The 23,078-nt window shown below is 64.3% G+C and carries 21 protein-coding genes; 12 read left to right on the top strand and 9 right to left on the bottom strand.

The features are described from left to right. Positions 1–50: 50 nt before the first annotated feature. On the top strand, positions 51–1,073 hold the full coding sequence (locus tag HAP47_RS16175; RefSeq protein ID WP_173637383.1) for a methionine synthase: 1,023 nt from the start codon (positions 51–53) through the stop codon (positions 1,071–1,073). 16 nt (positions 1,074–1,089) lie between these two features. Here the strand turns inward: HAP47_RS16175 and HAP47_RS16170 are convergent, their stop codons facing one another. The 3 genes from HAP47_RS16170 to HAP47_RS16160 form a co-directional block, all read right to left on the bottom strand. Continuing rightward, entirely contained in the window at positions 1,090–1,713 is a 624-nt protein-coding gene (locus tag HAP47_RS16170) for a hypothetical protein (RefSeq protein WP_173637384.1), read from the bottom strand. A gap of 113 nt (positions 1,714–1,826) precedes the next feature. Next, the gene (gene gpt, locus HAP47_RS16165) at positions 1,827–2,354 is read right to left on the bottom strand and encodes a xanthine phosphoribosyltransferase (RefSeq protein ID WP_173637385.1); all 528 of its coding nucleotides are present in this window, start codon (positions 2,352–2,354) and stop codon (positions 1,827–1,829) included. A gap of 6 nt (positions 2,355–2,360) precedes the next feature. Further along, the gene (locus HAP47_RS16160) at positions 2,361–3,113 is read right to left on the bottom strand and encodes a competence/damage-inducible protein A (RefSeq protein ID WP_173637386.1); all 753 of its coding nucleotides are present in this window, start codon (positions 3,111–3,113) and stop codon (positions 2,361–2,363) included. 225 nt (positions 3,114–3,338) lie between these two features. Between HAP47_RS16160 and HAP47_RS16155 the strand changes: the two genes are divergently transcribed. The 4 genes from HAP47_RS16155 to HAP47_RS16140 all read left to right on the top strand — a co-directional run bounded on the left by HAP47_RS16155 (position 3,339) and on the right by HAP47_RS16140 (position 7,481). Next, positions 3,339–4,757: a circularly permuted type 2 ATP-grasp protein gene (locus tag HAP47_RS16155; protein WP_173637387.1), complete on the top strand. Its 1,419-nt coding sequence runs from the start codon at positions 3,339–3,341 to the stop codon at positions 4,755–4,757. Between the two features lie 169 nt (positions 4,758–4,926). After that, a complete protein-coding gene (locus tag HAP47_RS16150) occupies positions 4,927–5,871 on the top strand; it encodes an alpha-E domain-containing protein (RefSeq protein ID WP_173637388.1) in 945 nt (314 codons plus the stop codon). Between the two features lie 153 nt (positions 5,872–6,024). Beyond that, a complete protein-coding gene (locus HAP47_RS16145; RefSeq protein WP_173637389.1) occupies positions 6,025–6,867 on the top strand; it encodes a transglutaminase family protein in 843 nt (280 codons plus the stop codon). 188 nt (positions 6,868–7,055) lie between these two features. Continuing rightward, complete coding sequence (locus HAP47_RS16140; protein ID WP_173637390.1) at positions 7,056–7,481, top strand: carboxymuconolactone decarboxylase family protein; 426 nt, start codon at positions 7,056–7,058, stop codon at positions 7,479–7,481. A gap of 27 nt (positions 7,482–7,508) precedes the next feature. Here HAP47_RS16140 and HAP47_RS16135 read toward each other — a convergent pair whose 3' ends face one another. Beyond that, positions 7,509–9,119: an ABC transporter substrate-binding protein gene (locus tag HAP47_RS16135; RefSeq protein WP_173637391.1), complete on the bottom strand. Its 1,611-nt coding sequence runs from the start codon at positions 9,117–9,119 to the stop codon at positions 7,509–7,511. 297 nt (positions 9,120–9,416) lie between these two features. On the opposite strand from HAP47_RS16135, the gene HAP47_RS16130 reads away from it, so the two are divergent. Together HAP47_RS16130 and HAP47_RS16125 are read left to right on the top strand one after the other, a co-directional pair. Then, a complete protein-coding gene (locus tag HAP47_RS16130) occupies positions 9,417–10,178 on the top strand; it encodes a proteasome-type protease (protein WP_173637392.1) in 762 nt (253 codons plus the stop codon). A 12-nt stretch (positions 10,179–10,190) separates the two neighbouring features. Further along, the gene (locus tag HAP47_RS16125; protein ID WP_173637393.1) at positions 10,191–10,952 is read left to right on the top strand and encodes an SDR family oxidoreductase; all 762 of its coding nucleotides are present in this window, start codon (positions 10,191–10,193) and stop codon (positions 10,950–10,952) included. Positions 10,953–11,340: 388 nt separating this feature from the next. Here the strand turns inward: HAP47_RS16125 and HAP47_RS16120 are convergent, their stop codons facing one another. Continuing rightward, a complete protein-coding gene (locus HAP47_RS16120) occupies positions 11,341–12,561 on the bottom strand; it encodes an MFS transporter (RefSeq protein ID WP_173637394.1) in 1,221 nt (406 codons plus the stop codon). Between the two features lie 116 nt (positions 12,562–12,677). Between HAP47_RS16120 and HAP47_RS16115 the strand changes: the two genes are divergently transcribed. Beyond that, on the top strand, positions 12,678–13,928 hold the full coding sequence (locus HAP47_RS16115; protein WP_173637395.1) for a NupC/NupG family nucleoside CNT transporter: 1,251 nt from the start codon (positions 12,678–12,680) through the stop codon (positions 13,926–13,928). Positions 13,929–14,081: 153 nt separating this feature from the next. Here the strand turns inward: HAP47_RS16115 and HAP47_RS16110 are convergent, their stop codons facing one another. Then, on the bottom strand, positions 14,082–14,660 hold the full coding sequence (locus tag HAP47_RS16110; RefSeq protein ID WP_173637396.1) for a cupin domain-containing protein: 579 nt from the start codon (positions 14,658–14,660) through the stop codon (positions 14,082–14,084). A 107-nt stretch (positions 14,661–14,767) separates the two neighbouring features. Next, positions 14,768–15,058 carry an usg protein gene (locus HAP47_RS16105; protein WP_173637397.1) on the bottom strand — a complete coding sequence of 97 codons (291 nt, stop codon included), beginning with the start codon at positions 15,056–15,058 and terminating at the stop codon, positions 14,768–14,770. A gap of 379 nt (positions 15,059–15,437) precedes the next feature. Here HAP47_RS16105 and groES point away from each other — a divergent pair, with 379 nt between their 5' ends. From groES to HAP47_RS16085, 4 genes are all read left to right on the top strand, one after another. Beyond that, on the top strand, positions 15,438–15,752 hold the full coding sequence (gene groES / locus HAP47_RS16100; RefSeq protein WP_097674118.1) for a co-chaperone GroES: 315 nt from the start codon (positions 15,438–15,440) through the stop codon (positions 15,750–15,752). 58 nt (positions 15,753–15,810) lie between these two features. Then, the gene (gene groL / locus HAP47_RS16095) at positions 15,811–17,451 is read left to right on the top strand and encodes a chaperonin GroEL (RefSeq protein WP_173637398.1); all 1,641 of its coding nucleotides are present in this window, start codon (positions 15,811–15,813) and stop codon (positions 17,449–17,451) included. A gap of 668 nt (positions 17,452–18,119) precedes the next feature. Then, the gene (locus HAP47_RS16090) at positions 18,120–18,335 is read left to right on the top strand and encodes a hypothetical protein (protein ID WP_016840464.1); all 216 of its coding nucleotides are present in this window, start codon (positions 18,120–18,122) and stop codon (positions 18,333–18,335) included. 40 nt (positions 18,336–18,375) lie between these two features. Next, positions 18,376–18,573, top strand: a complete 198-nt coding sequence (locus HAP47_RS16085) for a hypothetical protein (protein WP_173637399.1) — start codon at positions 18,376–18,378, stop codon at positions 18,571–18,573. Positions 18,574–18,590: 17 nt separating this feature from the next. Here the strand turns inward: HAP47_RS16085 and HAP47_RS16080 are convergent, their stop codons facing one another. Both HAP47_RS16080 and HAP47_RS16075 read right to left on the bottom strand, forming a co-directional pair. Further along, complete coding sequence (locus tag HAP47_RS16080) at positions 18,591–19,385, bottom strand: Crp/Fnr family transcriptional regulator (RefSeq protein WP_173637400.1); 795 nt, start codon at positions 19,383–19,385, stop codon at positions 18,591–18,593. Between the two features lie 303 nt (positions 19,386–19,688). Beyond that, entirely contained in the window at positions 19,689–23,045 is a 3,357-nt protein-coding gene (locus HAP47_RS16075; RefSeq protein WP_173637401.1) for an adenylate/guanylate cyclase domain-containing protein, read from the bottom strand. Positions 23,046–23,078: the final 33 nt, after the last annotated feature.

Raw genomic sequence — 23,078 nt, 5'->3', positions numbered from 1 at the left:
CTTAGGACATGGCACACAGGCGCTCAATCAGAACCCAGTGGGAGGCACCCATGCTGTTTCCAACCACGATCGCAGGCTCCCTGCCGAAGCCGGAATGGCTCGCCGAACCGAACATGCTGTGGGCGCCGTGGAAATCCGAAGGCGCCGAACTCGCCCGCGCCAAGCGCGATGCCACGGTGCTTGCGGTGAAACTGCAGGAAGATGCCGGCGTCGACATCGTCACCGAAGGCGAGCAGGCACGCCAGCACTTCGTGCATGGTTTTCTGGAGCGGATCGAAGGCATCGATTTCGCCCACAAGGTCGAGATGGGCATCCGCAAGGACCGCTACAAAGCCATGGTCCCGCAGGTGGTCGCGCCGCTGCAGCTCAAGGGCCGCGTCCATGAAAGCGAGGCGCGTGCGGCGCGCGCCCACACCAGGAACAGGCTGAAGTTCACCCTGCCCGGCCCGATGACGATCATCGATACCATCGCCGACAAATATTACGGCGACCGCGTGAAGATGGCGTTCGCTTTCGCGGAGCTGTTGAACCTGGAAGCCAAGGCGCTGCAGGCCGACGGCGTCAACATGATCCAGTTCGACGAGCCTGCCTTCAACGTCTACATGGACGAGGTCCGCGACTGGGGCATCAAGGCGCTGGAGCGCGCCGCCGAAGGCCTGACCTGCGCCACCGCCGTGCATATCTGCTACGGCTACGGCATCAAGGCCAACACCGACTGGAAGCAGACGCTCGGCGGCGAGTGGCGGCAATATGAAGAGACCTTCCCGGTGATCGACAAGAGCACGATCCAGCAGGTCGCGATCGAATGCCGCAACTCGAAGGTGCCGATCGAGCTGCTCGCGGCACTCCCCGGCAAGATCGTGCAGGCCGGCGTCATCGACGTCGCCAGCGACGAGGTCGAGACCGCGGAGGACGTCGTCAAGGTGATCGAGGCGGTCGCGAAACACGTACCGAAGGGCAACATCATCGCGACCACCAATTGCGGCATGGCCCCGATGCGGCGGGATATCGCCGAAGCCAAGCTGATCGCGCTCGGCGCCGGCGCCAAGCTGGCACGGCAGCGGCTGGCTTAGGGACTACGCCGACAGATCACCCCAAAACGGCCATCGCGCTCGGATGCAACACCGGCCGATAGCCGGCCAGGAACGCACGGACCGTCGACGGCGGCGTCAGCAGCATGGCGGGAGCGGTCGCATCGGCCCGCTCGTAGCCGGCAAACGACCAGCGCAAGGTCTTGCCACCGGCAACGAGGTAGCTCTCGCCGTTCGCCTGCACCATCGCGCCGTCAGGTAGCACGGCGAGCGGCATCGGCAGCGGATGCAGCCGCTTCTTGCCGCGATCGAGCCGCTCGGCGTGCAGCACGGCGTCCATCGCCTTGACGCCGAGATCGCTGAGGCCGTTGCCTTCCTCCCACGCGGCACGAAACCGCTTGGCGTCGTCGCGGCGGCAGTAAAAACAGGGCCGGTGGCCGGCCGCGAATGCGGTCGCTTCGTCGAGGAAGAACAGCTCGGTCCAGCTCTGCCGGCTCATCACCTTGCGTCGCCGTCCCCTGAACTCGCAGACGCAGGTGAGCCAGGCCGGGCTCGACCAGCGCTTGTTCAGCAGTGTGCGGGTCGCCGGATCGTGGATGATGCCGCGATTGCCGGTGAAGGTGCCGCGGTGTTCGGTCGCAACGATGTCGCCAGTGGGCGTGACGCGGTTTTGCAGGGGCATGGCACAGCTCTAACCACGATCGTCATTGCGAGGAGCGCAAGCGACGGAGCAATCCATCGTACCGCATATGCGAAGGAATGGATTGCTTCGCTGCGCTCGCAATGACGACTACCTCACGCCGCCCCGTCTCGGATCGGGGGCTGGAACGACAGCGCCGTGTCCCAGGGGAAGAATATCCACGTGTCCTGCGACACCTCGGTGATGTAGGTGTCGACCAGCGGCCGGCCCTTCGGCTTGGCGTATACTGTGGCGAAATGCGCGTCGGGGAGCAGCTCGCGCACCAGCCTGCCGGTCTTGCCGGTATCGACGAGGTCGTCGACGATCAGAAGCCCCTTGCCGGTGCCGCCGCCGAGCTTGGCGGTCTGCTCCGAAATGCCCTTGAGCACTTTCAGGTCGCCCTGCTTGTCATGGTCGTAGCTGGCGATGCAGACGGTATCGATCACCCGCAGGCCGAGCTCGCGCGCCACGATCGCCGCCGGCACCAACCCACCACGGGTGATCGCGATCACCGCATGGAATGGGCCGACCTCGTTGAGCCGCCAGGTCAGCGCCCGGCAATCCCGATGGAATTGATCCCACGAGACCGGGAACGGCCTACCGGCCCGATCCTGCGCATGCGGTCCAGAATTTCGTTCAACCATGTCGACTCAACCCGCCGGCTTCTTCTGCGCGGCCTGCACCTGCTTCAACATCTCCTTCACCGCGGCCATCGCGGTCGCGAGCTTCTCCGGATCGCGCGAGCGGACCACCAGATTGGTGTTCGGCTTCTGGTTCTCATCCTGGAACGGATAGCTGCCGATGATGGTGTCGGGATGGGCTTCCGCGATCGCCCGCAGCGGGCCGCCGATGTCGCCTTCCCGGGCGTCGGCGCGGACCGAGTCCGATAGCATCCGCACGCCGGATTTCAGGGTCGGCGCCACGATGTCCATCATCGCCTGCATGATGGTGGGGATGCCGGCCATCACGATGACGTTGCCGAGCTTGAAGCCCGGCGCCAGGATGGTCGCGCTCTGGATCAGCTCGGCGCCATCGGGCACCCGGGCCATCCGCAGCCGCGCCTCGTTGAGGTCCTGCTCGGTCCAGCGCTCCCTGAAGCGCGCCACCACGTCGGGATGATGGTGGATCTCGACCCCGAACGCCTTCGCCACGCTGTCGGCGGTGATGTCATCATGGGTCGGCCCGATGCCGCCGGTGGTGAACACGTAGGTGTATCGATGCCGCAGCGCATCAAGGGCAGACACGATATCGGCCTCGTCGTCGGCGACGACGCGGACCTCCTTCAGGTCGATGCCGATATTGGTCAGGTATTCGGCGATGAAGCCGATGTTCTTGTCCTTGGTCCGGCCGGACAGGATCTCGTCGCCGATCACCAATATCCCCGCCGTGACGATCTCGCTCATGGTCCCATTTCCTTAAACTTGATCCCCTGACATTGCCGATCCAATGCCTTGATGTCACGGGGTTTGCCGCCGAATTAAGCAGACCTCAGCCGGTTTTTCGGGCAGGCCTTCCGCCTCCCCTTAGCAAATGCCAGAAGCCAATGCATATCGCGCTGGCCCGCCCCTTGCTACCATCCCATCAAGTCATGCACTGTGTCACATGGCTTGGGAGGGCAGTCGGGATATATGGCAGTCGCGTTCGATGAGATGAACGGCCTCGGCGAGGATATCCGCCCGGCCTACCAGGAGCTCTCCCGCTGGCTCAAAGAAACGCCGCCGGACGCGCTCGAATATCGGCGCCAGGAAGCGGAGCTGCTGTTCCGCCGGATCGGCATCACCTTCGCGGTCTACGGCGATTCCGAGGCCCAGGAACGGTTGATCCCCTTCGACGTCATCCCGCGCATCCTGTCCGCGACCGAGTGGACGCTGCTGGAGAAGGGCCTCAAGCAGCGCGTGCTCGCGCTCAACATGTTCCTCAAGGACATCTATCACGGCCGCGATATCCTGCGCGCCAACGTCATCCCGGAAGCCCTGATCTTCCAGAACCCGGTGTTCCGGCCGGAGATGAACGGCCAGGACGTGCCGCACGACATCTACGTCCACATCGCCGGCATCGACATCATCCGCACCGATCCGGACAACTTCATCGTGCTGGAGGACAATGCGCGCACGCCGTCCGGCGTCTCCTACATGCTGGAAAACCGCGAGATCATGATGCGGCTGTTTCCGGACCTGTTTTCGCGTCACCGCGTTGCGCCGGTGGAGCGCTATCCGGACGAGCTGCTGTCGGCGCTGCGGTCGGTGGCGCCGCACAGCGCCTCCGCCGAGCCGACGGTCGCACTGATGACGCCCGGCGTCTACAACTCGGCCTATTACGAGCACTCCTTCCTGGCCGACAAGCTCGGCATCGAGCTGGTCGAGGGACGCGACCTCATCGTCAAGAACGACGAAGTCTTCATGCGCACCACCGAGGGGCTGAAGCGGGTCGACGTGATCTACCGCCGCGTCGACGACGATTTCCTCGATCCCCTCACCTTCCGCCCGGATTCCGCGCTCGGCGTCCCCGGGCTGATGTCGGCCTATGCGGCCGGCAACATCACGCTCGCCAACGCGGTCGGCACCGGCATCGCCGACGACAAGGCGATCTATTCCTACATGCCCGACATCGTGAAGTTCTACCTCAGCGAGGAGCCGATCCTGAAGAACGTGCAGACCTGGCGCTGCCGCGAGGCGCAGGATCTGTCCTACGTGCTCGACAACCTCGCCGACCTCGTCGTCAAGGAGGTGCACGGCTCGGGCGGCTACGGCATGCTGATCGGACCCGCCGCCACCAAGGCGACCATCGAGGCGTTTCGCGACAAGCTCAAGCGCGAGCCGGAGGGCTTCATCGCCCAGCCGACGCTGGCGCTGTCGACCTGCCCGACCTGCACCGACAAGGGGCTGGCACCGCGCCATGTCGACCTCCGCCCGTTCGTGCTGACCGGCTCCAGCCACACCACCATCGTGCCCGGCGGCCTGACCCGCGTTGCGCTGAAGGAAGGCTCGCTGGTGGTCAATTCGAGCCAGGGCGGCGGCACCAAGGACACCTGGATATTGAGTGAGTGATTTGAAGCCCAACGCGCAGCGCGAGCCCTCCCTCCCCCTGCAAGGGGGAGGGAGGGGTGGGGGTCGGCCGCATACGCCGAATGGAGAGAGGACCCCTACCCGCCGCTGCGCGTCGACCTCCCCCTTTCAGGGGGAGGTGAAACACGTTTCGTCTTGTAGGGACTATCGCATGCTGTCGCGCACCGCCGAAAATCTGTTCTGGCTGGCCCGTTATGTCGAACGCGCCGAGTATCTCGCGCGCACGATCGACGCCACGCTCCGTGTCACCGCATTGCCCGCGGCCTATATCGGCAAGACCAATGAGTGGGATTCCGCGCTGCTCACCGCCGGCGTCGGCGCGGCCTTCTACGACCATTACGAAGAAGCCAACGAGCGAAACGTCGTCGAGTATCTGTCCTTCTCGTCGGAAAATCCCTCCTCGATCAAGAACTGCATCGAAGCTGCACGGCTCAATTCGCGCTCGGTGCGCACCGCGCTGACGTCGGAGATGTGGGACACCATCAATTCATCGTGGATCGAGCTGCAGGCAGTCTGGAACAAGGGTCCCGCCAACCGCGAGGAGCTGGCGAAATTCCTGCGCTTCGTGCAGGAGACCTCGCTGCGCTTCGACGGTTCGGCCTACCGCACCATGCTGCGCAACGACGCCTACTGGTTCTCGCGGCTCGGCGTGCATCTCGAGCGCGCCGACAACACCGCCCGCATTCTCGACGTCAAGTATCACATGCTGCTGCCCGAGGAGGAGCATGTCGGCGGCCCGCTGGATTACTACCAGTGGACCTCGATCCTGCGCTCGGTGTCGGCAACGACCGCCTATCACTGGGTATACCGGGAAACCCTGAAGCCCTGGCTGATCGCCGACCTCCTGATCCTCAACGACACGCTGCCGCGGTCGCTCGCCAGCTGCTACAGCAACCTGGTGCGCAATCTCGACCAGATCGGCGTCGCCTATGGCCGCCAGGGCGCCGCCCAGCGCCACGCCCGCGGCATCAGGAACCGGCTTGAGCACAGCCATATGGACGATATCTTCCAGCACGGCGTGCATGAATTCATCCAGGAATTCCTTGCGGATAATTCGCGGCTGGGTGAGATCATCGCCAAGCAATATTTGATCTGACCGCCGCGGCGGGAAAAGTGCTCAAAATGTCGTCATGACCGGGTCTGTCCCGGTCACCCATGTCTTGCTTTCGCGGCCGATTAGGAAGAAAGACGTGAGTGCCCGGGGCGTGATGTTCCTGCCCCAGAAGACCGACTGAACTCCGGTTGAGCCATGCGCCTGCGGATTGCCCACACCACCACCTATCGCTACGAGCCGGCGGCCTCGGGCGTGATCCAGATCCTGCGGATGACGCCGGGCAGCCATGACGGCCAGTATGTCGCCGACTGGCAGATCGACGTCTCGACCGATTCCCGGCTCGACACCCACGAGGACGCGTTCGGCAACGTCACCCACGTGCTGACGCACGGTTCGATCACCGACCTCACGATCCATTGCGAGGGACTGGTCGAGACCCAGGACACCGGCGGCGTGCTGAAGGGCACCGACGAGCGGTTTCCCCCGAGCCTGTTCCTGCGCGCCACGCCGCTGACCGACCTCAACCCAGCGATGACGAGTTTCGTGCGCGAGTTGCGCGCCGAAGCCGGCGCCGACGTGCTCGGCTTCCTGCACGCGGTGATGGTGCAGATCTACGAGCACATGACCTTCGACGAGGACCCGACGAACAGCGCGACCTCGGCCTCCGAGGCGTTCGCGCTGAAGCGCGGGGTCTGCCAGGACTACGCGCACATCCTGATCGCCTGCGCGCGCGCCGGCGGCGTTCCGGCGCGGTTCGTCTCCGGCCACTTCCTGCGCTCCGACGGCATGGTCAACCAGCAGGCCGGCCACGCCTGGGCCGAGGCCTTCGTGCCCGAACTCGGCTGGGTCGGCTTCGACGCCGCCAACGGCATCTGCACCACCGACGCCCATGCCCGCGTCGCGATCGGCCTCGACTATCTCGGCGCCGCCCCGGTCCGCGGCACTCGCTATGGCGGCGGCAACGAGACGCTGTCGGTCGCGGTCAAGGTCGACCAGGCCGGCCGCCCCGGTCAGTGGCAGAGCCAGACCCAGTCGTAAGGCTGATCCCTCTCCGCATCCGTCATTGCGAGCGCAGCAAAGCAATCCATCTGACCGCTTGCGGAGACATGGATTGCTTCGTCGCGGAGTTTATCATCGGGCCGGCCGAAGGCCGGACCCGTTGGCTCCTCGCAATGACGGCAGCGGTGCTATGATCGCGGCTGCAAACCGGATCAGCGAGAGAAACCATGGCAACCGTGAAACTGCTCTCCGACGACGAAATCTCGGCCGACGCACGTGCGGTCTTCGACGACATCCGCAAGACGCGGAACTCGGACTTCATCAACAATTTCTGGCGCGCACTCGCGCATGATCCGAAGACGCTGCGGCGAACCTGGGAGAGCATCAAGGAGGTGATGGCGCCGGGCGCGCTCGACCCGAAGGTCAAGGAGATGCTCTACGTTGCGGTCTCGGTGGCGCATGGCTGCAGCTACTGCATCCATTCGCACACCGCGGCCGCTCGCGCCAAAGGCATGACCGAGGCCGAGTATCAGGAAATGCTGGCGATCGTCGGCATGGCCGCCGAAACCAACCGGCTGGTCACCGCGCTCGGCGTGGCGGTGGACGACGCATTTCTGGTCGGGGCACCGGCGGGACGAAGCGAGGAGCCGTAACGGCCCTGCACCCGCCCCTATGCCGCGTCACTTGTCCAGCCAGACATCCTCGAAGCGCAGATTGTTGTACTGGCTGTTGTCGTGCGGATGAAAATTCCTCACGTAGGGCTGCCAGCAATTGCCGGCCGATGAGTGCAGGATGACCGGCCGCGCCGCGTCGTCGACCAGCAGGCGCTCGATGTCGAACACGATTTTGCGGCGCTTGTCCTTGTCGACCTCGCGCGACTGCGCAGTCAGCAGCTTGTCGACCTCGGCATTGCAATACTGGGTGTAGTTGCGCTCGGAGTTGCAGGAATAGTTCTCGACCAGATTGCCGTCGGGATCGTCGACGCTGACGCCGGTCACATTCAGGCCGATCGTGTAGTCCTTGCGCTGCAGTCGCGAGTACCAGCGCGGCGTGTCGAGGATATCGAGTTCGGCAACGATGTAGATCTTCTTCAACTGGTCGGCGAGGATCACGGCCGGGTCGCGATAGGTCGGCAAATTGCGGGTCTGGATCTTGATCGACAGCGGCTTGGCGTCGCTGTAGCCGAGCTTCTGCATGATCGCCTGCGCGTCCGCGAGATTCTTCCCGGCATCCGCGCCGTAGCCCATCAGCGTCGACAGGATTTCCGGCGGCATGCCCCACTCGCCTTCGGGCTTGGCCTGCATCGCGCCGCCGAGCCGCCCGGTGCCCTCGAACAGGATGGTGTTGAAGGCCTTGCGATCGAGCGCGAGCGACATCGCCTCGCGAATCTCCGGATTGTCGAACGGCGGATTGACCCGGTTGACCAAGAGATTGATCTGCAGATTGGTCGACGTCATCTCGCAGATCGCGTTCGGCGAGCGCGCCTTGACGTCCTTCATCAGGGGAATGCTGACGTCTGACGGAAAGGTGATGTCATAGTCGCCGGTCGCGAACGCCAGCATGCGCGTGGCGCGGCTGTCGATCGAGCGCACCGTGATCTCGTCGAGATACGGCCGGTCCTTCTTGAAGTAATCGGGGTTGCGGACGAGGCGGATCGAATCCCCGCGCCGGAATTCGACGAACTTGAACGGCCCGGTGCCGATTGGCTTGGTGCGCATCACCTGCTGCGGGACGTGGCAGGGATAGACCACCGAAAAGGCGCTGGCGAGCAGCGCCAGCAGGCCGGGCTGCGGCTCGGTCAGTTCGAAGGTCGCTTCATCGTCGCCATTGACGCTGACATCCTTGAGCTTCGTGTACCAGACCTTGCGCGGATTGCGCTTGAAGTCCTGGATTTTGGAGTCCTGGGTCTCGCTCTTGCCGATCAGCATCCGCCAGGTGCATTGCACGTCCTTGGCCGTGAACGGCTGGCCGTCATGCCACTTCACGCCGTGGTGCAGCTTGAAGGTGAGCTTCGTGTTGGTGGAATCCCACGACCAGCTCTCGGCGAGATCGGGGATTACGGTGTCGATGCTTTCGTGCACCTTGGCCGGATCGAACACCACGAGGTTGTTGAAGACCGCCGCGAACGGCATCACCGAGGCGATGGTGGATTCCTCGAGCAGCGAGGTCGAGGGCGGATTGTCGTTGTGATAGAGCCGCAAGGTGCCGCCCTTCTTCTGCGCCGATGCCGGGCTCGCCGCCATCACTGCTGCGCCCAATGCCATGAGGCACGTGGCCAGTTTGAACGACATTCTCGCCTCCCGGGATTTCTTGTTGTTGTCGGTTGCGGGCAGTCGACCACAACGCCAGGCGCCCCGCAATGACACGGGAGCGCTGATCATTGCCGGCTGCGCGCAACGCCGAACGAGGCCTTGGCGCGGACCGGGATTCTCAGGCGGCCGACGGTGGAACGGGTCCTGACACGGACCGTCGCCGACCCCCCTTGACCAGCCATCGCATGTCCCGTCACGGGGAATTAGGGTTGGATGCGACCTCGAAATTGGCTACACGTTTGGCGCCGAGAAACTCGGACCGTTTGGGGACTGCAAATGACCTATTGCTGCGGAATTCTGGTGCGCGACGGCCTCGTCATGATCGCCGATACCCGCACCAATGCCGGTCTCGACAACGTCTCGACCTTCCGCAAGCTGCACATCTTCGAAAAGCCCGGCGACCGCATCATGGCGATCGCCAGCGCGGGGAATCTCGCGATCAGCCAGTCGGTGCTGTCGACGCTGACCGAGGGCATGGAAGACCCGCACACCGGCCAGCTCGAGACGCTGATGAACGCGCCGACCATGTTCCAGGCGGCGCAGCGGATCGGCCGCGCCATCCGCGCCGTGCACGCCACCGAAGGCGAGGCGCTGCGCGCGGAGGACGTTTCCTTCGACGTCTCGTTCCTGTTCGGCGGCCAGATCAAGGGCTCGCGGATGCGGCTGTTCATGGTCTACACCGCCGGCAACTTCATCGAGTGCACCACCGACACGCCGTATTTGCAGATCGGCGAGCACAAATACGGCAAGCCGGTGCTCGACCGCGCCATGCATTACGACGTCGAGCTCTATGAGGCCCTGAAGACCGGGCTGATCTCGATGGATTCGACGATGCGCTCCAATCTCGGCGTCGGCCTGCCGATCGACGTGCTGGTGGTGCGCACCGATGCGTGCGAGGCCGATCTCAACCACCGCATCGAGGCCGGCGAGCCCTATTTCCACGACCTGCGCTCGCGCTGGTCGGCAGCGCTGCGCGCGGCGCATCAGAACATTCCACGCCCACCCTACAAGAACGAAACCGAAGCAAAAACCAGGTAAGAGGAAACTCGGATGACCGAAGCAAACAGCAAGATCGCGCTTGTGACCGGCGCCGGCACCGGCGTCGGACGCGCAGCATCGCTCGCTTTGATGGACAAGGGCTACACCGTGGTGCTCGCCGGACGCCGCATCGAGATGCTGGAAGAGACCGCCAAGCTCGGGCCCGCCGGCAAGAGCCTGTGCGTGTCGGCCGACATGGCCAATCCGGCCGCGATCGCCACGCTGTTCGACAAGGTGAAGGCGACCTATGGCCGGCTCGACGTGCTGTTCAACAATGCCGGCATGGGCGCGCCGCCGGTGAATTTCGAGGATCTGCCGCTCGAGCAGTGGCAGGCCGTGGTCAACACCAACCTCACCGCGCCGTTCCTGTGCACCCAGCACGCCTTCCGCATCATGAAGGACCAGACGCCGCGCGGCGGCCGCATCATCAACAACGGCTCGATCTCGGCGCACGCGCCGCGGCCGTTCTCGGCGGCCTACACCTCGACCAAGCACGCCATCACCGGCCTGACAAAAGCCTCCAACCTCGACGGCCGCATGTATGACATCGCGGTCGGCCAGGTCGATATCGGCAATGCCGCGACCCCGATGACCGACCGCATGGTCAACGGCCCCGGCGTGCTGCAGCCGGACGGCACCACCAAGCACGAGCCGCGCATGGACGCGAAAGCGGTCGGCGACGCCGTCGCCTACATGGCCGGCCTGCCGCTCGACGCCAACGTGCTGTTCATGACAGTCATGGCGACCAAGATGCCGTTCGTGGGCCGGGGCTGATCTTCTCCTTCTCCCTGCTCGCGGCAGGACTGTCACGTCGGCATGGCCGGGGCATAGCCGTCCGAAGGACGGCGTCGCTTCCGCTCGGCCTATGTCCCGGCCATGCCGTTCCAGGGGCGCACTGCCAAAATATCGAAAACAACCCCATGCAAAGTAGCCGGTGGCTGCCGGCGTTCGACACCGCAACTTGACACGTCGGGCAAATCAGCGGTATTTTTCCATTATTCCGAAATCGCGCATGCTCCCTCGCCCCGCTCTTGCGGGGAGAGGGTTGGAAGTGAGGGGGCTGCTTCGGCGAAGCCGGTGTCAGAAGAATTCGCGGAGAGTCCCCTCACCCGACGCTTCGCGGCGACCTCTCCCCGCAAGCGCGGCGAGGTAGGGAGAAGCCCTACTCCAGCCTCTCGACATTCCGCAGCGTCGGGAACAGCTTCATCCAGAGCAGCGCGACCGCGACCGTCGCGACGCCGCCGAGCACGGCCGACGGCACGGCGCCGAGCAGCGCGGCGGTGACGCCGCTCTCGAACTGGCCGAGTTGGTTGGAGGCGTTGATGAACAGGAAATTCACCGCGCCGACGCGGCCGCGCATCTCGTCGGGGGTGGCGAGTTGCACCAGCGAGAAACGGATCACGACGCTGATCGTGTCCGCAGCGCCGAGCACCGCAAGCGCCAGCGCCGACAGCCACATCCATTGCGACAGCGCGAACACCACCGTCGCGACGCCGAACACGATCACCGCCTGGAACATGCGCATGCCGACGCGGCGGTTGATGGTGTGTCGCGCCAGCAGCATCGTCATCAAGAGCGCACCGACCGCGGGCGCGGCGCGCAGGATGCCGAGCCCGAGCGGGCCGGTCTGCAGGATGTCGCGCGCATAGATCGGCAACAGCGCGGTGACGCCGCCGAACAGCACCGCGAACAAATCGAGCGAGATGGTGCCGAGGATCGCCGGATTGCTGCGAACGAAGGTGACGCCGGCATACAGGTCAACCGATGCGCCATCCTTTGCCGGCGCCTGTTGCAGCCGGCCGATGCCGCCGGTCAGCAGCGCGCCGAACAGCCAGAACACCATCATCACGGCATAGGGCGCGCTCGGCATCATCGCATAGGCAAAGCCGCCAAGCGCGGGTCCGGTGATGGTGGCAATCTGGGCGGCGCCGCTCGAGATCGCGGTCGCCCGTTGCAGCGAGCCTTGCGGCGCGATCAGCGGCAACAGCGCGGCGGTCGCCGGGCTCTCGAACGCGCCGGCGATTCCAAGCACGAAGGTCGCAGCGAAGATCTGGATCTCGGAGATGGTGCCGGCAAATGTGCTTCCGGCGAGAAACAATGCGGTCAACGCCTCTGCGACCTGGCAGGCCTGCACCACACGCTTGCGCTCGAACCGGTCGGCGGCGTGGCCGGCGACGAACACCAATAGCGCCGTCGGCAGGAACTGGACCAGGCCGACCACGCCGAGGTCGAACGCGCTGCCGGTCAGATCATAGATCTGCCAGCCGATCGCGACCGCGCCGATCTGGCTGGAGAAGCGCGACAGGCTGCGCGACGACAAGAAGAACAGGAAGGGTCTGTGGCCGAGCAGTTCGCGGGCACCGGCCGGCGTGGCAGAGGACATGCATGATTGCGTGACTGAGCCCCTGCAACTTGTCAATGGATTCGGGATGACCGCGTAACAGCATTGCGCTGCGCGGGGCCCCTGCTCATAATCGCTCGAGGGTTCTTGGGGGCGTGATGCTGCAATTGCAATCGGCGTTCGGCGTGGTGGCATTGCTCGTGATCGCCTGGGCATTGAGCGAGAATCGCCTGAAGGTGTCGCTGCGGCAGGCCGCGATCGGGCTTGTCGTCACGGTCGTCACCGCGCTGGTGCTGATCAAGGTGCCGCTGGTGACGCAGGCCTTCGGGGTGATCAACGATGCCGTCGGCACCATCGCGGCCGCGACGCGCGCCGGCACCGCCTTCGTGTTCGGTTATGTCGGCGGCGGTCCGGCGCCGTTCGATCCCAAGGCGCCGGGCTCGGATTTCATCCTCGCCTTCCAGGCGCTGCCGATCGTGCTTGTGATGAGCGTGCTGACGACGCTGTTGTTCTATTGGCGCGTGCTGCCGCCTGTGGTGCGCGGCATGGCCTGGTTTCTCGAGCGCACGCTCGGCGTCGGCGGCGCAGTCGGGCTCTCGACCGCCGCCAACATCTTCCTCGGCATGGTGGAGGCCCCGCTCTTCATCCGCCCCTATCTCGCGCAGCTCACACGCAGCGAATTGTTTCTGGTGATGACCGGCGGCATGGCGGGAATCGCCGGCACCGTGCTGGTGCTCTACGCGACGCTGCTCGCGCCATTGATTCCCGATGCCGCCGCGCATTTCGTCATTGCCTCGGTGCTCGGCGCGCCGGCCGCGATCCTGGTCAGCCTGATCATGGTGCCGGAAACGTCGGACAAGCGCACCGGAGGGTCGCTCGACGATCCCGATGTTCAGGTGTCATCGACGATGGACGCGATCGTGAAGGGCACCGCCGCCGGGCTCGAGCTGCTGATGAACATCATCGCGATGCTGCTGGTGCTGGTCGCGCTGGTCTACCTCGCCAACAAAATCATCGGCCTGCTGCCGGAGGTTGGCGGCGCGAAGATCTCGCTGCAACGGCTGCTCGGCTACGTGATGGCGCCGGTGTGCTGGCTGATGGGCCTGCCATGGCCGCAGGCGATCACGGCGGGAAGCCTGATGGGCACCAAGACCGTGCTGAACGAGCTGATCGCCTATGTCGACCTGTCGAAGCTCGGCCCCGACGCGCTCGATCCGCGCTCGCGGCTGATCATGCTCTACGCGATGTGCGGTTTTGCCAACTTCGCGAGCCTCGGCATCATGATCGGCGGCCTCGGCATCATGGCGCCCGAACGGCGCGACGAGATCAACGCGCTCGGGCTGAAGTCGATCGTCTCGGGCACGCTGACGACGTGCCTGATGGGGGCGATCGTGGGGATGCTGACGTGACCTCACAGCGTCGTTCCGAGGCGTCCGAAGGACGAGCCCGGAATCCATTGTGCCGCCGGTTATGCCGATAGATGGATTCCGGGCTCGCGCGGAGCCTGTCATCGGGCGCGCGTTCGCGCGACCCGTTGGCGCGCCCCGGAATGACGGCGTGAGTTACGCCTTCAGCTCCACCGTCTTGAACTCGGCCGGCAGGATCACTTCCAGAAGTTCGACGTCGTCGGAGTAGTCCAGGATCATGTGCCGGATGCGCGGCGGCTGGGTCCAGGCGCTGCCTTCCTTCATCAGCGTCTCGCCCTCGCCTTCCATGTAGGTCTTCACCCAGCCCTTGAGGACATAGACCATCTGGAATTCGACGTCGTGGAAGTGCAGCTTCGACACCTCGTCCGGATTGCACGGTCCCTGCAGCCGGATGACATGCGCTTGCGCGAGACCATGGGATGCTGCGGCGATGCCGAGGTCGCGGTACTTGGCATAGGCGCGCAGCCCGTCGGCCTTGAAATCCTCTTCGCGGTGATGGCTTACGGCGACGCGCTGCTTCGGCCGCGCCTTGCTTGCTGCCTTGCTCGCTGTCTTGGGCGCGCTCTTCTTGGCCGCGGTGACGCGGCCCTTGGACCTGATGGTCTTGCGCGCGGACGATTTCGTCGACGATTTCTTGGCGCCGGCGCCAAGCCCCGACCATTTCTTCTTCACCGCGGTCTTGGCTGCGGATCTCGATGCCGTCTTCTTGGCCATTGTTTGCCTCCCGTCTTTTTGTGACGGGCGAAGGCTAACACAAGTCGCGCCGCGCGAGGTGGGCAAAGGCGCAGGCCGCGCCTTGCTTCCCTTGCCCCCTTTGCGGATCAATGCAGCCGGAACACGCCGTCGACCGCGCGCAGTTCGGCCGGCTTGACCAGCTTGGAATGCGCCACCGTCACCGAGAACAGCGGGCCTTCGAGCTTCTCCTGCCAGAAGGCGAGGAAATCCCGCAGCGCCGGAAATTTCGGAAACAGGTCGTAGTTCTGCCAGACATAGGTTTGCAGCAACGAGGGATGATCCGGCATCCGATAGAGGATTTGCGCCGTCGTCAGTCCATACCCCAGCAACTGCTTCCGGAAATCGTCGGAAACACCCCCACCAACTCGCGAGACCATGCCAACCTCCTGTGACGGAGCGCATTCACATGGCGGCCGACCCCCGCCGGACCACCGGCAATGGATGCGCTCACATGAGAGAAATGTGACGCACGCGACTAACCCATCTCAAGCCTAAATGTTTAATAGGTTGTTGAAATTTCTTGCGCTAGCAGCAGCTTACCGCATCTGCTAATAGCCCGGCACCCCCTGCCGGGCGCGGTTAAGGATGCCGAAATGATCCTGGCAACCGTCATTCGCGAGTGCCAATTTTTCTGCTAGAGCCACTTGCCCGCCGCCAAGGCTTGGCTTATCTCCTGCTCAACCAGCTGGCACTCGCCGGGCTGGATTGCTAACACTCCAAAAATCTACAGCATATGCAAACGTTTAGGAGGACTGCATGAAATTCCGTCCGCTTCACGACCGCGTCGTGGTCAAGCGCATCGACGCCGAAGAGAAGACTGCTGGCGGCATCATCATTCCCGACAGCGCCAAGGAAAAGCCCTCGCAGGGCGAAGTCATCGCCGTCGGCCCGGGCGGCCGCGACGAGGCCGGCAAGCTGATCCCGATCGACATCAAGGTCGGCGACCGCGTCCTGTTCGGCAAGTGGTCGGGCACCGAGGTCAAGATCGACGGTGAAGACCTGCTGATCATGAAGGAAAGCGACATCATGGGCGTGCTCGACGTCCCCGCTTCCAAGAAGAAGGCGGCCTAAGCGCCTCCTCGCTCCGCAAGATTCCTCCAGGGTAAAACCATTCCAAGGAAAAATTCAGATGGCAGCTAAAGAAGTCAAATTCTCCGTCGATGCGCGCGACAAGATGCTGCGCGGCGTCGACATCCTCGCCAACGCGGTGAAGGTCACTCTCGGCCCGAAGGGCCGCAACGTCGTGCTCGAGAAGTCGTTCGGCGCTCCCCGCATCACCAAGGACGGCGTCACAGTCGCCAAGGAGATCGAGCTCGAGGACAAGTTCGAGAACATGGGCGCGCAGATGGTGCGCGAAGTCGCCTCCAAGTCCGCGGACGCGGCCGGCGACGGCACCACCACCGCCACCGTGCTCGCCCAGGCGATCGTGCGTGAAGGCGCCAAGTCGGTTGCCGCCGGCATGAACCCGATGGACCTGAAGCGCGGTATCGACCTCGCGGTCGAAGCCGTCGTTGCGGACCTCCAGAAGAACTCGAAGAAGGTCACCTCGAACGATGAAATCGCCCAGGTCGGCACCATTTCGGCCAACGGCGATGCCGAGATCGGCAAGTTCCTCGCCGACGCCATGAAGAAGGTCGGCAACGAGGGCGTGATCACGGTCGAGGAAGCCAAGTCGCTCGAGACCGAGCTCGACGTCGTCGAGGGCATGCAGTTCGACCGCGGCTACATCTCGCCCTACTTCGTCACCAACGCCGACAAGATGCGCGTCGAGATGGACGACGCCTACATCCTCATCAACGAGAAGAAGCTCTCCTCGCTGAACGAGCTGCTCCCGCTGCTCGAGGCCGTGGTGCAGACCGGCAAGCCGCTGGTCATCGTCGCTGAAGACGTCGAAGGCGAAGCGCTCGCCACCCTCGTCGTCAACCGCCTGCGTGGCGGCCTGAAGGTCGCGGCCGTCAAGGCTCCGGGCTTCGGCGATCGCCGCAAGGCCATGCTGCAGGACATCGCGATCCTGACCGGCGGCCAGGCCATCTCGGAAGACCTCGGCATCAAGCTCGAGAACGTCACGCTGCAGATGCTCGGTCGCGCCAAGAAGGTGATGATCGACAAGGAAAACACCACGATCGTCAACGGCGCCGGCAAGAAGGCCGACATCGACGCCCGCGTTGCCCAGATCAAGGCGCAGATCGAGGAGACCACCTCGGACTACGACCGTGAGAAGCTGCAGGAGCGTCTCGCCAAGCTCGCGGGCGGCGTCGCGGTGATCCGCGTCGGCGGCGCGACCGAGGTCGAGGTGAAGGAGCGCAAGGATCGCGTTGATGACGCGATGCATGCGACCCGCGCAGCTGTCGAGGAAGGCATCGTCCCGGGCGGCGGCGTCGCCCTGCTCCGTGCTTCCGAGCAGCTCAAGGGCCTGCGCACCAAGAACGACGACCAGAAGACCGGCGTCGAGATCGTGCGCAAGGCGCTGTCGTCCCCGGCTCGCCAGATCGCGATCAACGCCGGTGAAGACGGTTCGGTCATCGTCGGCAAGATCCTGGAGAACAAGGCCTACAATTACGGCTTCGACTCCCAGACCGGCGAGTATGCCGACCTCGTCAAGAAGGGCATCATCGACCCGACCAAGGTCGTCCGTACCGCGATCCAGAACGCTGCCTCGGTTGCCGCGCTGCTGATCACCACGGAAGCGATGGTTGCCGAACTGCCGAAGAAGAACTCGGGCGGCCCCGCGATGCCTCCGGGCGGCGGCATGGGCGGCATGGACTTCTAAGGTCCAGCCTCTCGGGCGATCCACGAAATGCAAAACCCCGGCAGAAATGCCGGGGTTTTTGTTTGGGGTAGGCTTGCCGGGCTACTTACCGCAGCGCGGCCAATGCAAATACCTTGCACAACCTCACGCTGATGCAGGGGCTTCACGCGGCTCTCAGCATGCACGCTATGCACAACACTCTCCGTAAACATACGTTGGCCTGAGTTGACAATCTCAAAAAAAATTTCGTGCGAGAGTCGCAAACCGAACCGACACTGTCGCCTTCGTCCCGCACAGTAAGCTCGGGACGAGATCGAACTTCACTCTCAAAAATCTGAATCGAGCACGGAGCGTCAGCTCCCGTGACGCGGGCAAGCGTCGCGGAGAATGCTCTCACTTGCGATGGAGGCTGTGCGGTGGGGGAAAGCGAAGAGGTTCTCTGCCAAGCCGCCTGAAGAAGCGGCGTTGAAGTCACATCGAGGATTCGTTCAAGGAGGGACCTGGCCGGTTGGAAGAAGCCCAGTGACGAGAGCGTGCAGCCCCCCACTGCCGATGCTCCGTCAAACGCCGCAGGTGTGCGATGCCCCCCAACTACCCCGCGCACCGATCTGGGGCCAATCCAACCGGCCGGACTATTTCTGCAAGGCAAAAGGCAAAAAAGCAAAAGGCGATATGGGAGGGAGGCGCTCATGGGCATGGTAATGGTCAGATGTCCGCAAACCGGACACGCGATTTCCACCGGAATCAAAACCGATCGCGAGAGCTTTCGACGCAGTACCGTGTTCTTCGCGCGCACGCCCTGTCCGTTTTGCCGCGCGGATCACGCCTGGTTTGCGCGGGACGCCTGGGTCGATGAGCCGAGCATCCGCGTGCGGCGACGCCGCGGCGGCGGTTCACCGGCCTGACAATGGCCACCGCTATTGACGACCGCGATGGAGGGACACCATGGCGCAGGTGCAGATCTCGACGGAAACGTCTGCCCGGCTGCTGCAGGCCAAGGACTTTCTCGATGAAGCACGACGGCTGAAGCCCGGTCCAAAGCGCAATCAGTTGGGCGAGACCGCAAAGGTGCTGCGCGAGATCGCGAAGCTCGAAGGGGTATCCTCGCCTGCACGGGAGCTTGATCGGCTGCCGGGAAGCTGATTCGACCAGGAACGCGCTCACACGGCGTCGTCCGCCTCGATTTCCGGGATGCGCGGATCGTTAGCCGGCGCCATTCCGCGCGTTCGAACCTTGTCGCCCGAGAAGATCTCCTCGGCCTCGATACGCATGACGCGATGGCATTCGCACGCCGCCGCCAAGAGCCGCGCCTGGTCGATCTCGATCCGGCCTCGTTGATCCGACCTGATCGCACCGCGCTTGCGCAGATTGCCCATCAGCAAGGTCACCGTTGTTCGTCGTACGCCGAGGATTTGCGACAGCGCGTGCTGGGTCAGCGGGAGGACGTCGCTGTCGACGCGGTCGCGAAGCTGAAGCAGCCAGCGCGCCATCCGCGCCTCGACCGGGTGGAGCGCATTGCAGGCGGAGCCGAGCTGAAACTGGATCAGCATCGATCTGACGTGCTTCTGGATCGCCTGCCGAATCCCGGGACTGCGGCCGAAAGCGGCATGAAAGCGCGGCGCCGGGATCCGCGAGGCGGTACCAGCCGCACGAACGACGGCGGTAATGCCCGACGGCGAGGCTCCAAGGACCGAAAGACTGCCCACGGCCCCTTCGCATCCGACCACACCGGTCGCGACCGTCTGCCCATCCGCCATGTCGATCATCAGCAGGATCGCGCCGCTGTGAGGAAAGAAGACGTAGTCGATCTCGTCACCGGCGCGCGCCAGGACCGCATCCTGTTCGAGCGCGACAGTCTCAAGTTCCGGTTTCAGGAGGTCCAGATCCGCCGGCAACAATGTCGCGAGAAGGCGATTGCGAGTTCCGCCGGAAATGCTCACCTGCGGGAACGTCATCAATGGTCGCACAGCTTACTCACTCGAACACAGGATCAAAAACAAATTCCAAACGATTGACCGCAAGGTGGAATTCTCCGCGGCAGCGTCCTTAAAGTTAGATGCAAATGCGCCGTCGGACGCAATAGCAAAATGCGCATCGTCGCACCGTAGAACTTCGGGAACCCAAGAACTTCGCCGAGCCCAAGAGTTCCAGTTTCGCACCGCAAGCGCCGCGCGCGACATCCGAACCTGCTCTTTCACCACTTGCGCCGGCTCAGGAAGATGGGCTGACGTGATGTGACTGCTCCACTGCGGCACCCGTCAGGACGCGCGCGAGTGGCGATCCGGCCACGCTCGCATGAGCAGTTCCTGCGCATCCTTGATTTCGGCAAGATCGAGCGCCGCATCGAAGCCGGCGAGCAACGGCGCCAACAATTGAGATATCTCCTCTGCCCGGCCGCTGCGGCTGTAAAGACGTGCAAGTCCCAGCGCGCCGCGGAGCTCGAACGTCCTGGTCTGTTGCCTTCGCGCAATCTCGAGGGCGCGGTGGAAGGCATCCTCGGCGCCGGAAATGTCGGGGGTGTCGCGACGCGACCGCAGCTCGCCCAATACACGATACAGCTCGGCATCCAGCCAGTGCTGCCCGGACTGCTCCGTCGCGTCGATCAGCTCGTTGATGATGTCGAGCCCCGCCTCGACATGCCCTGCCTCCGCGTTCGCCACCGCGATATGCAGTCCCCAGAAGGGATCACAGAGGTAGCAGTCGTTCTCGTGAAGCAATGTCCAGCCGCGCTGCATCTCCGCGAGACCTGCCACTAGGTCGCCGGCACGCCACTTCGCCAAACCATTGAGATAGGTGCCGGCGGCGACATACAGCGGCATCGTGTGATCCTGCGCCAGTCCGAGGGCAAGGATCGTCTCGGTCTGCCGCAACCGGCTGCCGCACAGCCCGTCGAAAACGGCCTTGTGAACCAGCGCATTGGCACGCGCGAGCGCGCGCTGTTCTCCGGAGACGCTCACCGCTGCGCCCGCGAGCTGCCGGGCTCGATCGATCTCGCCACGCGGCCAGAGCACGAGCGCCAGAAATCTCATGATGACGAACGGCAGATCGAGCGTCGACGCCTTGAACGTTGCCGGATCCGGCTCGGTCGCATAGGCAGCGAACGCCTTCTCGAGATGGATGGCCGCGCTCAGATAGTCGCCCGCAAACCAGCAGGTCACTCCGCTGGTCCAGCCCGCGACGATCGTCGCCACCGGCGATTCCGGATGCCGTTCCGCCGCGCCCATGATCGCCTCCGCCAACTCCCGCATCGGCGCGAGCTCACCGTGGGTCAAGCAGGCGTTGAAGAGGCCCGACTGGATCGGCGCCAGTTCGATTGGATCGTCAATGTCAGAGGCGAACCGCCGGGCTCGCGTCCAAGCGGCCACCGTCTCGGGGGCGCTGTGCCCAAGACTGCCCCGCAGCGCGCGGCCGTAGGCGATTTGCAGATGGAGCCGGCCGATCATCCGACCCCGCTCGTCGGGCAGTTCATCGGCGATGGCGACCGCCTTGCCGAGATGTGCGATCGCCTCGCAATAGGCCGAGCGCTTCAGCGCCTGCTGACCGGCTTTGCGCCACCACGCGAGCGCAGTCCGGCCGAGCCCCGCCTCGGTGAAATGATACGCAACGACTTCGGGCTCGATCTCGGCGATCTCGGCAAACTTGGCGCGCAGCACATCGCCGATCTGCTTGTGGAGCAATTGCCGACGGCTCTTGAGCAAGCTCTCGTAAGCCGCTTCCTGGACCAATGCGTGCCTGAAACTGTAGCTTGCATCCGGCGGCGTGCCCCGACGCAACAGCAACTCCGCCTCCTCGAGCTGGGCGAGCGCCGCGGCAAGCGTCAGATCATCGCGACCGGCCACGCTGCGCAGCAACGCGTATGAGAACTCACGGCCGATCGCTGCGCCGATCTGCGCCACCTCCTTGACCGGCGCCAGGCGGTCGAGCCGGGCCATCAACGAGTCCTGCAGCGTCGCGGGGATCGCCAGCGGTGGCAGCGGATTGTCGAGGCGGTAGCGTCCGGCATTCTCGACGAGCAGCCCCGACTCCATGACCATCTTGGTCAGCTCCTCGACGAACAGCGGGACACCATCCGTCCGCTCGATGATCTGCGTCATCATTTCGCCGGGCAGCAACCGACCGACGGTCACCTGCTCGATCAGCGCGCGCGTATCCTGCCGGTCGAGCCGATCGAGCCGCAACAGGCTGACATTGGCAAGCCCTGCCCATGGCGGCTCGAACTCCGGCCTGAACGTCATCAGCATGAGGATTGGCAATCCCCTGATCCGGTCGACCGCGAGATCAAGCAGTTCGAGCGACGTGGCATCGGCCCAATGCATGTCTTCGCAGACGACAAGCACCGGCTGCTGCCGGGCGAGGCCCTCGAGCTGGTCGAGCAGCGCGGCGAATGTCTGCCGCCGCTGCTGCGCCGGGCTCAGGCCGAGCGGCGGATAGCGGTCACCGGTCGGGATCGACAGCAGCGCCGCGATCAGCGGTGTCACGGTGGGCACGTGCTGGGTACCGAGCGCCAGCATGGCTTCGAGCTTGTCCAGCTTCTGGTCCGAAACATCTTCCGACCTGATGCCGGCGGCACGCTCGAGCTGGGCGACAAAAGGGTGCAGCGCGCTGTTGGTGTGATAGGGCGAGCATTGATACCGCACACGGCGGTGTGTCCCGGGCGCGAGGCTGTCGGACAGCATCGCCACGATGCGCGATTTGCCGATACCCGCTTCGCCCGATATCAGCACTGCCTGGCCTTGGCCCTGCCACGCCAGTTGCTGGCGCGACAATGCAAATTCGATCTCCGCCTTGCGGCCGACAAAACCGATCGAGCGCGCGGTCCGCACCGCCTCGAAACGGCTTTCCGATGCCGGCTCGCCTTCGACGGCCCACACCGCGATCGGCTCGGAGATACCCTTGACCTCGCGGCGACCGAGGTTGCGAAGCGTGAACAGATTGCCGAGCAGCCGGCGTGTCGTGGAGGCCACGACGACCACGCCCGGCTCCGCCAGGCTCTGCAGCCGCGCCGCGATGTTCGGCGCATCGCCGACCAGCGCCTGCTCCTCCGATGCGCCGCCGGAGACGAGGTCGCCGACCACGACAAGCCCGCTTGCGATCGCGATCCGTACCGCAACTCCCTCTTCCGCGCGGGTCTCGAGCTTGCCGATTGCGGCGATGACATCGAGGCCGGCGCGCACCGCGCGCTCCGCGTCATCCTCGTGGGCACGCGGATAGCCGAAATAAGCGAGGATCCCATCGCCGATAAATCTGGCAACGACGCCGTCGTATGTCGTGATCACCCGTGCACAGGCTGCGCGATAGGCGCGGATCACCTCCCACATGTCCTCGGGATCGAGACGCGCCGACAATTCCGTCGAGCCGACCAGGTCGCAGAACATCACAGTGAGGTGGCGGCGCTCGGCATCGTGCGGTGAAACCGGCGCGGCGATCAGTTCGGCTTGATTGAAATCGGCGATCGCACGCAGCATCTTGCGGCGGTGGCCGAGCAGGACCCCGAGCCTGTCGAAGTCTTCATCCGTCAATTCGGGAAGAACGCCAAGGTCGATCCCGTTCTCGGCAAAACGCAGCGCGTATTGCCCAAGCCCCAGCTTCTCAAGCCATTCCGCAATTTGTTGCATTGGCACCACCGACGGGCTGACGGCTGGCCGAAT

Origin of the sequence: Bradyrhizobium sp. 41S5, from assembly GCF_011516665.3 — a bacterium.
Classification (GTDB): Bacteria; Pseudomonadota; Alphaproteobacteria; order Rhizobiales; family Xanthobacteraceae; genus Bradyrhizobium; species Bradyrhizobium quebecense.
This window is presented reverse-complemented; position numbering and strand designations above follow the sequence as displayed.

Coding starts and splice junctions, on each gene's coding strand:
- HAP47_RS16085 (WP_173637399.1), top strand. CDS start 18,376: ATGGCGCAGGTGCAGATCTCGACGGAAACGTCTGCCCGGCTGCTGCAG.
- gpt (WP_173637385.1), bottom strand. CDS start 2,354: ATGGTTGAACGAAATTCTGGACCGCATGCGCAGGATCGGGCCGGTAGG.
- HAP47_RS16120 (WP_173637394.1), bottom strand. CDS start 12,561: ATGTCCTCTGCCACGCCGGCCGGTGCCCGCGAACTGCTCGGCCACAGA.
- HAP47_RS16125 (WP_173637393.1), top strand. CDS start 10,191: ATGACCGAAGCAAACAGCAAGATCGCGCTTGTGACCGGCGCCGGCACC.
- HAP47_RS16145 (WP_173637389.1), top strand. CDS start 6,025: ATGCGCCTGCGGATTGCCCACACCACCACCTATCGCTACGAGCCGGCG.
- HAP47_RS16080 (WP_173637400.1), bottom strand. CDS start 19,385: ATGACGTTCCCGCAGGTGAGCATTTCCGGCGGAACTCGCAATCGCCTT.
- HAP47_RS16155 (WP_173637387.1), top strand. CDS start 3,339: ATGGCAGTCGCGTTCGATGAGATGAACGGCCTCGGCGAGGATATCCGC.
- groES (WP_097674118.1), top strand. CDS start 15,438: ATGAAATTCCGTCCGCTTCACGACCGCGTCGTGGTCAAGCGCATCGAC.
- HAP47_RS16105 (WP_173637397.1), bottom strand. CDS start 15,058: ATGGTCTCGCGAGTTGGTGGGGGTGTTTCCGACGATTTCCGGAAGCAG.
- HAP47_RS16170 (WP_173637384.1), bottom strand. CDS start 1,713: ATGCCCCTGCAAAACCGCGTCACGCCCACTGGCGACATCGTTGCGACC.
- HAP47_RS16140 (WP_173637390.1), top strand. CDS start 7,056: ATGGCAACCGTGAAACTGCTCTCCGACGACGAAATCTCGGCCGACGCA.
- HAP47_RS16130 (WP_173637392.1), top strand. CDS start 9,417: ATGACCTATTGCTGCGGAATTCTGGTGCGCGACGGCCTCGTCATGATC.
- HAP47_RS16150 (WP_173637388.1), top strand. CDS start 4,927: ATGCTGTCGCGCACCGCCGAAAATCTGTTCTGGCTGGCCCGTTATGTC.
- HAP47_RS16115 (WP_173637395.1), top strand. CDS start 12,678: ATGCTGCAATTGCAATCGGCGTTCGGCGTGGTGGCATTGCTCGTGATC.
- HAP47_RS16175 (WP_173637383.1), top strand. CDS start 51: ATGCTGTTTCCAACCACGATCGCAGGCTCCCTGCCGAAGCCGGAATGG.
- HAP47_RS16090 (WP_016840464.1), top strand. CDS start 18,120: ATGGGCATGGTAATGGTCAGATGTCCGCAAACCGGACACGCGATTTCC.
- HAP47_RS16135 (WP_173637391.1), bottom strand. CDS start 9,119: ATGTCGTTCAAACTGGCCACGTGCCTCATGGCATTGGGCGCAGCAGTG.
- HAP47_RS16160 (WP_173637386.1), bottom strand. CDS start 3,113: ATGAGCGAGATCGTCACGGCGGGGATATTGGTGATCGGCGACGAGATC.
- HAP47_RS16110 (WP_173637396.1), bottom strand. CDS start 14,660: ATGGCCAAGAAGACGGCATCGAGATCCGCAGCCAAGACCGCGGTGAAG.
- HAP47_RS16075 (WP_173637401.1), bottom strand. CDS start 23,045: ATGCAACAAATTGCGGAATGGCTTGAGAAGCTGGGGCTTGGGCAATAC.
- groL (WP_173637398.1), top strand. CDS start 15,811: ATGGCAGCTAAAGAAGTCAAATTCTCCGTCGATGCGCGCGACAAGATG.